This window comes from Lysinibacillus sp. (genome assembly GCF_032093475.1).
GTDB lineage: Bacteria > Bacillota > Bacilli > Bacillales_A > Planococcaceae > Lysinibacillus > Lysinibacillus irui.
Map to the genome: position 1 here is coordinate 30,792 of NZ_DAMDAY010000015.1, position 12,809 is coordinate 43,600.

A 12,809-nucleotide genomic window follows, 5' to 3' on the forward strand; every position below is an offset into this window, starting at 1 on the left:
TTTGGCAGTTGGTAATGTTACCTGGAATGTATCTGGTTTTGTTTGAACGGTTTGTGGTGTCACCATATCATTCGTACTTGTCTCACTCTGCTTCGTTACTTGGACTTGCTGAAAACCTTGTAGTGGGAAAGTTATTGTTGTTTTTGGTGATACTTGTGTTCCTACTTGCGTTTGCAATGACGTTAAAATATCTTTAACCGAAGATAACAAGTTTTCTTGGTTTGATGTTAAGTCCGTTTTCTGTCCTACCAATTGGGCTAGCTTCAACACTTGAAGAAGCTGTGTTGCCTCTTTCGGTGTTACTTGACCTTCCCCCTGTAATGCAGTACCTATTTGTGCTTGTAGGATCGGGGCTTGTGCATCCACTAATGATAATAGCTCCCAAACATCACTAGCTTCCTTTTCCTCTCCTAGCAGCTGTTGAACTACTTTTTGCAGTTGCTCTTCATCAATACCTAAGGCGTTTAATATATTGTCTAAATTAAGCATTTCATCCATCGCCACTGCTTTTCCGTCTTCACCAAGCTGAAGCATTAATAAACCATCATCATGGGGGATCCCTAGTAAATCTAGTACTTCCTCCATTGACCCAGCATATAAAATAGATTGTAAATCATCTAGCTCATTTGTTACAGTTGTCTGCGAGGATTGGTTTGTTTGCGTTGAAGACGACATCATTTGGCCAAAAACCGTCCCGAATTTTGATATATTATCTTTAGACGATGTTCCATTGATCTTGCCTTCCGTACTACTAACTGTTGTTGGTTTTGTTGTTTTAGTAGGCGCTGCTTTAGTCATCATTTGCATCATTGCTACATCCATTGTTGTTTCACCCCCTTTCACGAATCCTATTGTTTAGCCATCAGTTCAGTATATTTTGCTGCATCTTTAGCATCCATTTTCTCTAATATAGCTGCTAATTTATCAGGCTTTAAATTCGTTAAAATTCGTAGTGCTTCTGTATCACTCATATTGATCAACACAGGTGCCGCTGCTTTAGGAGACATCTTATCAAACGTCGATAAAATATCGTTGAAATCACGCTTTACTTCATCTTGCTCTCGATTCAATTTTTCTATTTCAAACTGAAGCTGTTCTTTTTCTGTCATTAGCTTCTCTTTTTCGGTTGTTGTTGTATCTAGCTTCTTTTGTAGCTGTGTAATTTCTGCTTCTTTTTCTTGTATCTCTGCCTGTAAATTGACTATTTTAGAGTCGTTATTAACGACAGCATCTTTTGCTTGTTGCTCTTCTGTTGGCATAAAAGGTAAACTACCTATCGCTTTTTTTCCTAAATCAAATACATTCGTATTCATTAACGTTGCCACAACAAGTAAAACTGCTACTACAAACATAATTGGCAGTACAATCCAAGTAAAAAACTTTAAAAAGCCCCCCTTTTTTTTCTTTGGTTGCTCTTCTATTAAATCTGCTGTTAATCGATTGTCTTTTTTCGCCATGAAATCACCTGATTTCTCTCTTGTTATACGTTTGTAATGAAATTTCGTCTAAAAAAAGGCTCTCTATACGATCTTGCTCTTGTCGGAATAGCTTAAAATCCTTTTCTCTCATTTTTTCAAATTTACGTACTTCCAAGTTTTTTTCTAATAATTTTTCTTCGTGCCAATTCATCTTTGCTCGAGCTTGTATCACTTTCTGTTGCACATCTGCAATTGTTTTCTCAAGACTATCAATAAAACGACTATAGTGATGAATTTCATCAATAGATGAGCCGATCGTTAACCGCTCCTGCTGAAACGCAATTAAATCCTCTTTCTTTTTCAGTAATTCATATAATTTTGTTGCTATTTCTTCAAAAGAACGGACAGCTTCCTTATAAGCCATTTCGGTTTCGTTTTTTTCTTGCTCACGAATAGTTAATACTTTTTCAAAACGATACACATAACTGACCATCTATTTTCCACCACCGTTCGATAATGTTATTAATTCGTTTACACTCTCTTCTAATGTTACTTTGTCTAAGTAACCTTGTTTAAGATAAGTTGTAATGAGAGGTTCATAATAAATTGCTTCATCAATTTCTTTAGATGTTCCTCTTTTGTAAGCACCAATATTGATCAAATCCTCTGATTTGTCATATGTATAATAGAGCTCTCTTAATCGCTCAGCAGCTTTTTTATGTTCTGGCTCTGCAACATGATTCATTAGACGGCTCACGCTTTTTAAGACATTTATCGCTGGATATTGACCTTTATTGGCAAGGTTTCGATCCAATACAATATGTCCATCTAATATCCCTCGGACCGTATCCGCAATTGGTTCATTCATATCATCACCATCTACTAAAACTGTATAGAATGCTGTAATTGAACCTTTTTCATTCGTACCTGTACGTTCTAATAATTTTGGTAATATCGCAAATACAGAAGGCGTGTAACCTTTTTGTGCAGGGGGTTCCCCCGTGGCTAGTCCTATTTCTCGTTGTGCCATAGCAACACGAGTAACGGAGTCCATCATAAGCATGACATTTAAGCCACGATTTCTAAAATATTCGGCAATCGCTGTAGCAGTAAATGCCCCTTTAATTCGCATGAGTGCTGGTTGATCTGAAGTGGCTGCTACAACAATAGAGCGACTTAAACCTTCAGACCCTAAATCACGTTCTATAAATTCACGGACCTCTCGACCACGCTCTCCAATTAGTGCAATGACATTTAAATCAGCTTGGGTATTTCTCGCAATCATACCAAGTAACGTACTTTTCCCAACACCAGAACCAGCGAATATCCCAACACGTTGACCATTCCCAACTGTTAACATGCCGTCAATAGCTTTAACCCCTACTTCGAGTCTTTCATTGATTGGTGGACGTGTCAGTGGATTTGGTGGATCTTGCTCAGTCGGAACTGTCATTAGCCCCTTCGGTAATAAGGTACCATCGATTGGATTCCCCATAGAATCCAATACTTTACCAATTAATTCAGGTCCCACCTTTACCTCTAATGGAGCTCCCGTCCCTTCAACAAGGCAGCCTATCGATATTTCACGTAAAGAGGTGAAAGGCATTAAGATCACAATTTCATCTTTAAAACCCACAACCTCTGCTAAAATAATCTGGTGACCGTTATTTATTGTATCCACATGAATTTTACAAACATCACCAATGGAACTATCTGGACCTTGCGACTCAATCATCAAGCCGACAACTCTAGTTACTCTACCAAACTTTTTAAACGTAGGTATATGAGGAATATGTTCGATTAATTGAGCCGTTTTCATCAAGATCATTCCTTACTTTCTAATATTTCATGTAGCTTTAACCTAAGCTCATTCAATTGCTCATCAATACTAACCATAATACGACCATGATTTGTTTCAATATAGCAATCTGTTTCATTCTCCAAATCTTCATTTACAAAAATCATAAACGGTACGTCAATTGGGAACATTTCTGCTAATTCATCACGGTTGGCTGTAATTAAAGCATAATAAGCTGGAGAAACATAAATTTTAATTTCTTTCATTTCTCTTGCTTCTTTTAATCCTCTGCGTACAATCGACACAAACAGTTCGCTATTCTGTTCTAATGACGTGCCAATAATTCGTTCAGCAGCAGTTAGACCAAGCTCTAAAATAACTGCTTCTTGATCATCAATATATTTTTGAGCATTTTCTTTAGCTTGAATAATAATTTCATTTGCTGTTTGAAGAGACTGGGCCATCGCTTCAGTAGCTTTGTTCATACCATCTTCATAACCTTGCCCAAATCCTTCATCATAAGCTTCTTGAACTCGATTTGGTCTCTCTTCTTCCCAACTGAGTTTCAAGTGTTCAATCTCTTGAAAGTGCATTTGCTTTTCTTGTTCAAACTTCTCACGCTCTGTTTGCAGCATAGATCTAGCTTCTGCAAGTAACTGATCTCGCTCTGCCAATATGTCATCCATTGATAATTCATACTGTCGCGGCATATCAACTTGTTCAGGCTCAATCGGCTCAAACATATCACGGATTTGTATTTCCTTAACATTATCGCTATCGGATTGTGTGTAAATAGAACGGATGATTCTAGACAATGACGTCATCTCCTCCACCACGAGCAATGATAATCTCTCCAGCATCCTCTAGACGACGAATAACAGCAACAATTCGAGATTGTGCTTCCTCTACATCACGTAATCGTACAGGTCCCATAATCTCCATTTCTTCTTTAAAGGTTTCCGCCATACGTTGTGACATATTGCGGAAAATAATATCTTTCACTTCTTCACTTGATACCTTCATTGAAAGCAGTAAGTCTTCATTTTCACAATCGCGAATAACACGCTGTATAGAACGATTGTCGAGTGTAACGATATCTTCGAACACAAACATACGTTTCTTGATTTCCTCTGCAAGCTCTGGATCTTGTATTTCGAGTGCATCTAGGATTGTTTTTTCTGTTTGTCGATCTACACCATTTAAAACTTCAACGACTGCATCAATACCACCCGTTTCCGTGTAATCCTGTGTCACGGTTGACGATAATTTACGTTCTAACACAGATTCAATTTCACTAATCACTTCTGGGGAAGTCGACTCCATAACCGCAATACGTTTAGCAATATCAGCTTGTACTTCCTGTGGTAATGAAGATAAAATAACACCCGCTTGCCCCGCCTCTAAATAGGAGAGAATCAGGGCAATTGTTTGTGGATGTTCATTTTGGATAAAGTTGAAAATTTGTGCTGGATCAGCTCTTCGTGCAAAATCAAACGGACGCACTTGCAAAGAAGAAGTTAAACGATTAATAATCGTTTGTGCTTGTTCAACTCCGAGCGCTTTTTCTAAAACAGTTTTCGCATAGCCAATACCACCTTGTGTGATATAGTCTTGTGCTAGTGCGATATTATGAAATTCTTCGATAATCTCTTCTTTAACATTTGCTTCTACTTTTTTAACACTCGAAATTTCTAAAGTTAAACGTTCAATCTCTTCCTCTGTTAAATGTTTATAAACAGAAGCTGAAACCTCAGGCCCTAATGATATTAACAAGAGTGCGGCCTTTTGTTTTCCGGTTAATTCCTTTTCTTTCTTGGACACAGCCGAACCTCCTAGTTAGTCTTCAGCAATCCAACTACGCAGTAATTTCGCAAAATCATCTGGCTTTTCTTTAGCCATTTTTTCAAGCTGCTTACGACGCATTGTAGCTTCCGTTTCAATTTCTTCATTAATATCATCAATCATTAATTCTTCTTGTTCTTCTAGGATACTTAGCTCTTCTTCTTCCTTCGCACGTTTACGTGAACGGATAATAAAGAACGCAAGTAGTAAAATAACGGCTAATAAGATACCGCCAATAACCCAAACCCACCATGGAATAACAGGCTTTTCGTCAGCAATCTCTGTTGCCTTACCGTATAGTGGTTGTACAGATACGGCTACTTTTTCATCAATTTGCTCTTGTGTAAGTTCTGCTGCAACGTCTTTGGAGATCGTTGTACGAACAATCGTACTTAAAATTTTCTCAATATCTTCACGGACACCATCTGGTAACGATGCTGCGTCAGCCGCTGTCGGTGGTTCAACAATGACTTGAATCCCAATATCTTGAATTTTATAAGGAGCTTCTTGGATGTCTTTACGGATACGGTTTACATCATTATTAATCGTCTCTTCTGTACGTTCATAATCCCCGTTCCCCGTAGCACCTTCGTTATAAGTAGTAAAGTTATCAGTAGTTGTTTCAGCTTCAGGTGTTCCAGCTGCTGCTGCTCCAGTACCAGAATATTGCTCTGTAATTCGTTGAGCACTAATCGCAATACCTTCCATATTTTCCTCATCAACAGGTGTCACAAGATTTTCTTCTCGATTTTCTTTTTTGAAATCAATATCTGTTGTGACAGAAACCATCACTTTATCTTGTCCCATTAATGTGCCAAGCATATTTTGTACTTGACGCTGTAGATCACGTTCAACTAATTTCTTCATTTGTAATTGACCTTCAGCAGTTGTTGTAGAAGTTCCATCTGCTGTGGCGGCATTCAAATCAAAGTACTCTGAGAATTGGTTAGAGATCACAATATTATCAGTTTTTAAATTTGGAATACTTTTGGACACCAAATTGTACATAGTAGTAATTTGCTGTTCTGTGAATTTATAGCCGGGGTCTGTATTTAATACAATAGATGCTGTTGCCTCTTCTTGAACATCCGTAACGAATACCCCTTCTTCTGGGACAGTAATCATTACTTTTGCATCTTTAACACCTTCTAAATTTTTAAAAAGCTTTGCAATTTCTGTTTCAGTAGCTGCTTTTTTAAGTAGGTTAAATTCATTATCTGTCATACCAAATCCTGAACTATTAGCAAATGAGTAATCAATTGTACCTGTCTGTGGATACCCCTCTGAAGCTAATTGAACTAATAAGGCGTCAACTTGCTCTTCTGGCACCAAAATAGATGTTCCACCTGGAGCAATTTGATAGGTTACACCTTGAGAATCTAACGCTTCTTTTACTTGTCCAATCTCCCTTGTCGATAAATCTTTATAAAGTGGAACATATGTAGTTTTTGAAGCAAAAAATGTCACAATGGCAGCTAGTGCGATTACTCCTACTAGGGATCCAATCATAACTATTTTTTGCTTTTTACTTCGACTCGTCCAAAATTGACTAGTGTCGTTCTTTATTTTCGTCAATCGTTCATTCATTATGAATCCTCCGGTTATAGTGAATAACCTAGCCATCAATAATTTGCGAACATAATGAGCCCACTATATAGTGGTTATTAATCTATTTTGAAAAGGAGTCTCCTTATCTAATAATAAAATTAAACACTCATGCGCATTATTTCTTGGTAAGCTTCAATCACCTTATTGCGAACTTCAATTGTTGCGTTTAATGTAATGCTTGCCTTTTGTGATGCAATCATCACTTCGTGCAACTCTACGTCTTCACCTTTAATCAGTTTTTGAGTATATGTATCAGAAGTTATTTGCTGATCATTCACTTTAGAAATCGCTTCTTTTAACGAGTTCGCGAAGCTTTGTTGGGCTTCATAAGGTGTTGTATTAAGTTTATTTGTTTCATTTACAACCTGAGTAGGTGTCATTAGCGAAACGGACGAAATAGCCATTATGTATCTTCCTTTCTACTTAGTTTATTTACCAATCTCTAAAGCCTTAGTAAGCATTGATTTATTTGCATTAAACACAGTTATATTCGCTTCATAGGAGCGCGTAGCTGACATTAAGTCAACCATTTCTTTTAATGGATCAACGTTCGGCATATTGACATAACCATCTGCATTTGCATCTGGATGAGTTGGGTCATAAACAAGTTTAAAAGGTGTTTCTTGATCTTCAGAAATACGAGTAACTTTGACACCATTACCAACACCACTTTTGGCGTTTTTACCAAGTGCAACATTCAAAAATTTTGAAAATTGTCCTTCTTGTGCACTGAACGTAACAGACTTACGTCGATATGGTTCCCATTCCCCATTCACTTGACGAGCGCGAGTTGTATCCATATTAGCCATATTAGAAGAAATGACATCCATGCGTAATCGTTGCGCTGTTAAAGCAGAGGCAGTGGTATTCATCCCGTGAAATATAGACATCTATTACTTACCTCCTTTAATTACAGTATTTAATGTATTTAATTTTCCATTTACACGATCAATTAAAGCATTGTAATAAATTTGATTCTCAGCTAATTTCGCCTGCTCAGCATCCATGTCTACAGCATTTCCGTTATTCCTATATCGCAGATTCTCAACATTATTGACACCAGGTGTAGATTGTCGAATCGTGAAATCATAATGTCTACTATCAGTACGATAAGCAGAGATAGCTATACTTTTTTGTTCTTCCAACATACCCTTAAAACTAACATTTTTCGCCTTATAATTAGGCGTATCGACATTCGCAATATTATTTGCGATTGTTTTATGATTCAAAGTTGCATAGGAAAGTCCTTTTTCCAGGCTACTAATAGTTCCTCCAAATAAATTCAAAACTGTTCACCTCATTTTATTCCAATTTATGTACTTGTTAATTTATCCAATAATACAATTGTAATTAAGATGATACCTAGTGTCTATTGTCTTTTGTCACTTTTTGATAGTCTATATGCCCTATTTTTTATCCCACTAAACCGTGACAAAACTTCCGGAACCCTTTCGTCTCTAGGCTTCACGGAAGGATAGTATACATCTAGTTATTTTACACTATTTCGACAGTGTTTACGCTTTTAGTATTAAATACGCCTTTTTTTGAGCTTTATCGCCTTTTTATTAACTTATAAATAAAGGTCCCTTTTTACTAGTTCATTCATTACGAAAGTATTTTACAAATGAACATTTCACAATTTGTTCACTATATTCTAAAGTAACATACTAGAAAATTATATGTGCTAATGGTAGTGACAAATTGTTGAACAATATTAGGAAGAAAGAAACAAAAAGTATCATGTTTCAATATTTTTGTATAATTTCTAAAAGAGCATATAGTGCAAATACAAAAACTGAAGATACTTTTGCATAAAAAAAGCGCCTAGATTTACTCTAGAGCTTCGAACAGTAGACAATCTCAAGAAGTTTGAAAGTTTTTATTTTGATAAACTCAATGGCTAGACGCTTTCAATCGGCGAGTCGTGTTGGCTCCTCTCTTTTCTTTTATCTACTTATATTAAATAACACTACACAAAGTGAAAAGAAACCTTGAACGAATTTTTGTGCTAGATGAAAAGCATGGACAAGATAAATATCTATAAGATGGTTAAGATAGTGAGCTTATTTTTCTAAAATTTAAAGAAGCTAATCATCCGGTCGTGGCTGGTCCTTTAATAAACCACTAATGCTACAAGGTATTATATGATAAAAGGAATCGAAAATGAAGTCCCGATTCCTTTTACCAACAGTTCGAAAGCGCCTAGAATTACTCTAGACGCTTTCATCTGTATTATTATTTCATTTTAATTTCTGCTAAAGCATTTAAGAATTTATCATTTAGTACTTTAATATAAGTACCTTTCATACCTAAAGAACGAGATTCAATTACACCAGCAGATTCAAGTTTACGTAATGCATTTACAATTACTGATCTTGTAATACCCACTCGGTCAGCAATTTTTGAAGCAACTAATAAACCTTCATTGCCATCAAGTTCTTCAAAAATATGTTCAATCGCTTCTAACTCACTGTATGAAAGGGAATTGATAGCCATTTGTACGACAGCTTTGCTACGAGCCTCTTCTTCAATTTCTTCAGATTTCTCACGTAAAATTTCCATACCAACTACGGTTGCACCGTACTCCGCTAAAATTAAATCATCATCTTCAAATTGAGAAGATAAACGAGCAAGAATCAGTGTTCCTAAACGCTCTCCACCACCAACGATTGGTACGATAGTTGTTAAAGCATTTTGGAATAAATCTTTATTTTCTACAGGAAAAGCAGTATGTTCGTTATTGATATCTAAATTCGATGATGTTTCAGAAATCGTAAATAAGCTATGAGTGTATTCTTCTGGGAATTGTCGCTCTTCGAACATTTTCTTCATACGTTCGTTTTCAATTTGTTGGTGAATTGAAATACCTAATAATTTACCTTTACGGCTTAAAATATAGACATTACTATCAATAATATCTCCTAAAGTATCAGCCATTTCTTTAAAGTTTACCGGCTTACCAGCAGAAGCTTGAAGCATCGAGTTAATTTTACGTGTTTTTTCTAATAAATTCATTATATGTTCCTCCTATAAATAATCCGAAGAGTATTTACTAAATATTCTAAAGGTTTTTAATACTGAATGATACTAATTCACTTTACCCTACAGTATAAATTGTGATAAATCTTTGTTTTTTACTATACCCGCAAGTTTTTGATCAACATACGCAGCATTGATTGGGATACTTGCTGGTGCAATTTCAGATGCTTCAAACGATAGCTCTTCAAGTAAACGTTCTAAAATCGTGTGTAAACGACGGGCTCCGATATTATCTGTTTCCTGATTAACCTCTGTTGCTATTTCAGCAATTCGCTCAATAGCATCTGTTGTGAAATGAATTTCCACGCCTTCTGTTTCTAATAATGCTTTGTATTGCAAAATAAGCGATTGATCTGGCTCTTGCAAAATTCTTACAAAGTCTTGTTTTGTTAATTTTTCTAGCTCTACACGAATTGGGAAACGGCCTTGTAATTCAGGAATTAAATCCGATGGCTTCGACATATGGAATGCACCTGCTGCTACAAACAGCATATAATCGGTTTTCACTGCTCCATATTTCGTAGTGACAGTAGATCCTTCTACAATTGGTAGAATATCTCGTTGAACACCTTCACGTGAGACATTTGCTGAAGTGTTTCCTTCTTTACTAGCAATTTTATCGATTTCATCAATAAAAATGATACCCGATTGTTCTGCTCTAGTAATAGCTTCTTGTGCCACTTCGTCAGCATCTATCAGTTTATTTGCTTCTTCTATAGTTAAAATACGGCGTGCATCTTTCACTTGCACACGGCGTTTTTTCTGTTTTTTCGGCATTAAACTAGATAACATATCCTGCATGCCGCTATTCGCAGACATATCCATTCCAGTTCCTTGAAGCGCATCAAAAATTGATGGATTTTGTTCTGTAACTTCTACAGTAACCCATTCATTTTCTAATTTACCATTGCGTAAATCAATGGCAATTTGCGCGCGCTTAGAGCGTACCTCAGCTTCATCAGTTGATGAATCGTCAGTTGATGATTGTTCTTTCCCACCGAATAACATTTCAAATGGATTTTGCATCGCCTGTTTTTTCCTTAAAGAAGGCACTAAAAGTTTGACGATTGCTTCATTTGCTAATTCCTCAGCTTGTTCCTTAACAGACTCCATCATTTCTTCCTTAACTAAACGATGTGAGGCTTCTACTAAGTCACGAACCATTGATTCAACATCTCGACCTACATAGCCTACCTCTGTAAACTTTGTCGCTTCAACTTTTACAAAAGGAGCATTTGTAAGCTTCGCAATTCTTCTGGCAATTTCCGTTTTTCCGACACCAGTTGGACCAATCATTAAAATATTTTTCGGAATAACTTCAGCCTTCATATCATCATTTAACAACGAACGACGATAGCGATTGCGCAACGCAATGGCTACTGCTCGCTTAGCTTCATTCTGCCCAACAATATAGCGATCTAAATGCTCAGTAATTTGTCTTGGCGTTAAATTTTTTTGCGTCATTAGTTCAGCGCCTCCACGATAATATTATGATTCGTAAATACACATATTTCAGCAGCTGTTTCTAATGCCGCTTCTGCAATTTCACGAGCAGTCATCGTTTCACCTGCATATTTTTTCAAAGCTCTGCCCGCAGATAATGCATAGTTTCCACCAGAGCCAATTGCCAAAATACCATCATCTGGTTCAATTACTTCTCCTGTACCTGAAACAAGTAGTAATGTCGTTTTATCCATTACTAATAACATTGCTTCCAGCTGACGAAGCATTTTATCACCACGCCACTGCTTTGCCACTTCTACTGCAGCACGTTGTAAATTACCGTTATATTCATTTAGTTTGCCTTCAAACATTTCAAACAGTGTAAAAGCATCAGCAACGGAACCTGCAAAACCCGCAAGGACCTGCCCATTAAACAGACGTCTGACCTTCCTTGCTGTACCCTTCATCACAACTGCATTTCCCAATGTTACTTGGCCATCACCAGCCATGGCACATCCTCCGTTATGATGAACCGCAAATATCGTTGTCGCATGAATTTGTCCCATATGCCTTCCTCCTTAGCTCTATTATGCCCTTGGATGAGCATTCATATATGTTTGACGAAGATGCTCTTTTGTTACATGTGTGTAAACTTGTGTAGAAGATAAATGAGAGTGACCTAATAACTCCTGCACCGTTCGCAAATCAGCGCCATTATTCAATAAATGAGTGGCAAAAGTATGGCGAAGCATGTGTGGGTAAATTTTCGTATGGAGTGAGGCCTTGTCAATCATTTCGTTTAAAATATGACGTACCCCTCGAGGCGTAAGTTCCCCACCGCGCATATTGACAAACAACTGCTGATGACTGGTCTTTTTCATCAATCGAGGACGAGCTTGCTCTATGTAGTCCTGCATTGCTAAACTCGCAAATTGACCAAATGGAATAATTCGTTCTTTTCGACCTTTACCCATTACTCGTATGATTGAATAATGAAAATCTACATCCTCTACTTGAATAGAAGTCAGTTCACTTACACGTATACCTGTAGCATATAACAGCTCTAATATAGCTATATTTCTCAATGATTTCAAATCATCACCAGTATTCGCATCAAATAGCTGCTTCAATTCTACTTCGTAGAAAAAATTTGGTAAACGAGATTCTTTTTTAGGGTGATAGAGCGAACGGAATGCTCCGTCATCTAATCCGTATTGTCTATTTAGAAAGCGAAAAAAGGAACGGATCGAGGAAATCTTTCTAGAAATAGAAGCCCTTGCCCTTTTTTCTTCATACAACTTTGTTACATAAAGACGTGCATGTATATATTCAACACTCGCTAAATCATCGATTCCCTCCGTTTGTAAAAAGGTTAAAAAATCTAGCAGGTCTGATTCATATTCTCGCACTGTATGAACAGAGAAGTTCTTTTCAACTTGGATGTAAAGCATGAACTGTTCGAGTGCATCTTGGGACGAAACTAACATGGAAAGATTCACCACCAATGATTTATTAATAATTTTCTCAAATGACTGACACCTGTAATATAACGGATATATATATCTTTGTCATCTCTTACAAGTTTGCATCGTTTTGCTCATCATTAATAAACATACATATTGACACTAAACCTATCTTCGTAATATAGCAAGTGTAAATAG

Annotated in this window: 13 protein-coding genes and 1 pseudogene; all 14 read right to left on the reverse strand. The window is 36.8% G+C overall.

The window, feature by feature from the left end; translation table 11 throughout:
* Positions 1-822 (reverse strand): annotated as a pseudogene (locus RT445_RS05785) (flagellar hook-length control protein FliK); the annotation flags it as partial.
* A 26-nt stretch (positions 823-848) separates the two neighbouring features.
* Positions 849-1,457 (reverse strand): MotE family protein, encoded by a 609-nt coding sequence (locus RT445_RS05790; protein WP_274795964.1) that lies wholly within the window; start codon positions 1,455-1,457, stop codon positions 849-851.
* A gap of 4 nt (positions 1,458-1,461) precedes the next feature.
* Positions 1,462-1,911, reverse strand: a complete 450-nt coding sequence (fliJ, locus tag RT445_RS05795) for a flagellar export protein FliJ (RefSeq protein ID WP_274795963.1) — start codon at positions 1,909-1,911, stop codon at positions 1,462-1,464.
* Positions 1,912-3,237: a flagellar protein export ATPase FliI gene (gene fliI, locus RT445_RS05800; protein ID WP_274795962.1), complete on the reverse strand. Its 1,326-nt coding sequence runs from the start codon at positions 3,235-3,237 to the stop codon at positions 1,912-1,914.
* A gap of 5 nt (positions 3,238-3,242) precedes the next feature.
* Positions 3,243-4,031 carry a flagellar assembly protein FliH gene (fliH, locus tag RT445_RS05805; RefSeq protein WP_274795961.1) on the reverse strand — a complete coding sequence of 263 codons (789 nt, stop codon included), beginning with the start codon at positions 4,029-4,031 and terminating at the stop codon, positions 3,243-3,245.
* Entirely contained in the window at positions 4,024-5,037 is a 1,014-nt protein-coding gene (fliG, locus tag RT445_RS05810) for a flagellar motor switch protein FliG (protein ID WP_248718157.1), read from the reverse strand. Before fliG ends, fliH begins: the two co-directional genes overlap by 8 nt.
* Before the next feature lie 15 nt (positions 5,038-5,052).
* Positions 5,053-6,645, reverse strand: a complete 1,593-nt coding sequence (gene fliF, locus RT445_RS05815) for a flagellar basal-body MS-ring/collar protein FliF (protein ID WP_274795960.1) — start codon at positions 6,643-6,645, stop codon at positions 5,053-5,055.
* A gap of 119 nt (positions 6,646-6,764) precedes the next feature.
* Entirely contained in the window at positions 6,765-7,070 is a 306-nt protein-coding gene (gene fliE / locus RT445_RS05820; RefSeq protein WP_274795959.1) for a flagellar hook-basal body complex protein FliE, read from the reverse strand.
* Between the two features lie 24 nt (positions 7,071-7,094).
* On the reverse strand, positions 7,095-7,556 hold the full coding sequence (flgC, locus tag RT445_RS05825) for a flagellar basal body rod protein FlgC (protein ID WP_274795958.1): 462 nt from the start codon (positions 7,554-7,556) through the stop codon (positions 7,095-7,097).
* Between the two features lie 3 nt (positions 7,557-7,559).
* Positions 7,560-7,952, reverse strand: a complete 393-nt coding sequence (gene flgB, locus RT445_RS05830) for a flagellar basal body rod protein FlgB (protein ID WP_274795957.1) — start codon at positions 7,950-7,952, stop codon at positions 7,560-7,562.
* 949 nt (positions 7,953-8,901) lie between these two features.
* Complete coding sequence (gene codY, locus RT445_RS05835; protein WP_004229266.1) at positions 8,902-9,681, reverse strand: GTP-sensing pleiotropic transcriptional regulator CodY; 780 nt, start codon at positions 9,679-9,681, stop codon at positions 8,902-8,904.
* A gap of 87 nt (positions 9,682-9,768) precedes the next feature.
* Positions 9,769-11,169 (reverse strand): ATP-dependent protease ATPase subunit HslU, encoded by a 1,401-nt coding sequence (hslU, locus tag RT445_RS05840; RefSeq protein WP_274795956.1) that lies wholly within the window; start codon positions 11,167-11,169, stop codon positions 9,769-9,771.
* The gene (gene hslV / locus RT445_RS05845) at positions 11,169-11,714 is read right to left on the reverse strand and encodes an ATP-dependent protease subunit HslV (protein WP_004229270.1); all 546 of its coding nucleotides are present in this window, start codon (positions 11,712-11,714) and stop codon (positions 11,169-11,171) included. Before hslV ends, hslU begins: the two co-directional genes overlap by 1 nt.
* Before the next feature lie 21 nt (positions 11,715-11,735).
* Complete coding sequence (gene xerC / locus RT445_RS05850; RefSeq protein WP_312505169.1) at positions 11,736-12,635, reverse strand: tyrosine recombinase XerC; 900 nt, start codon at positions 12,633-12,635, stop codon at positions 11,736-11,738.
* Positions 12,636-12,809 lie beyond the last annotated feature (174 nt).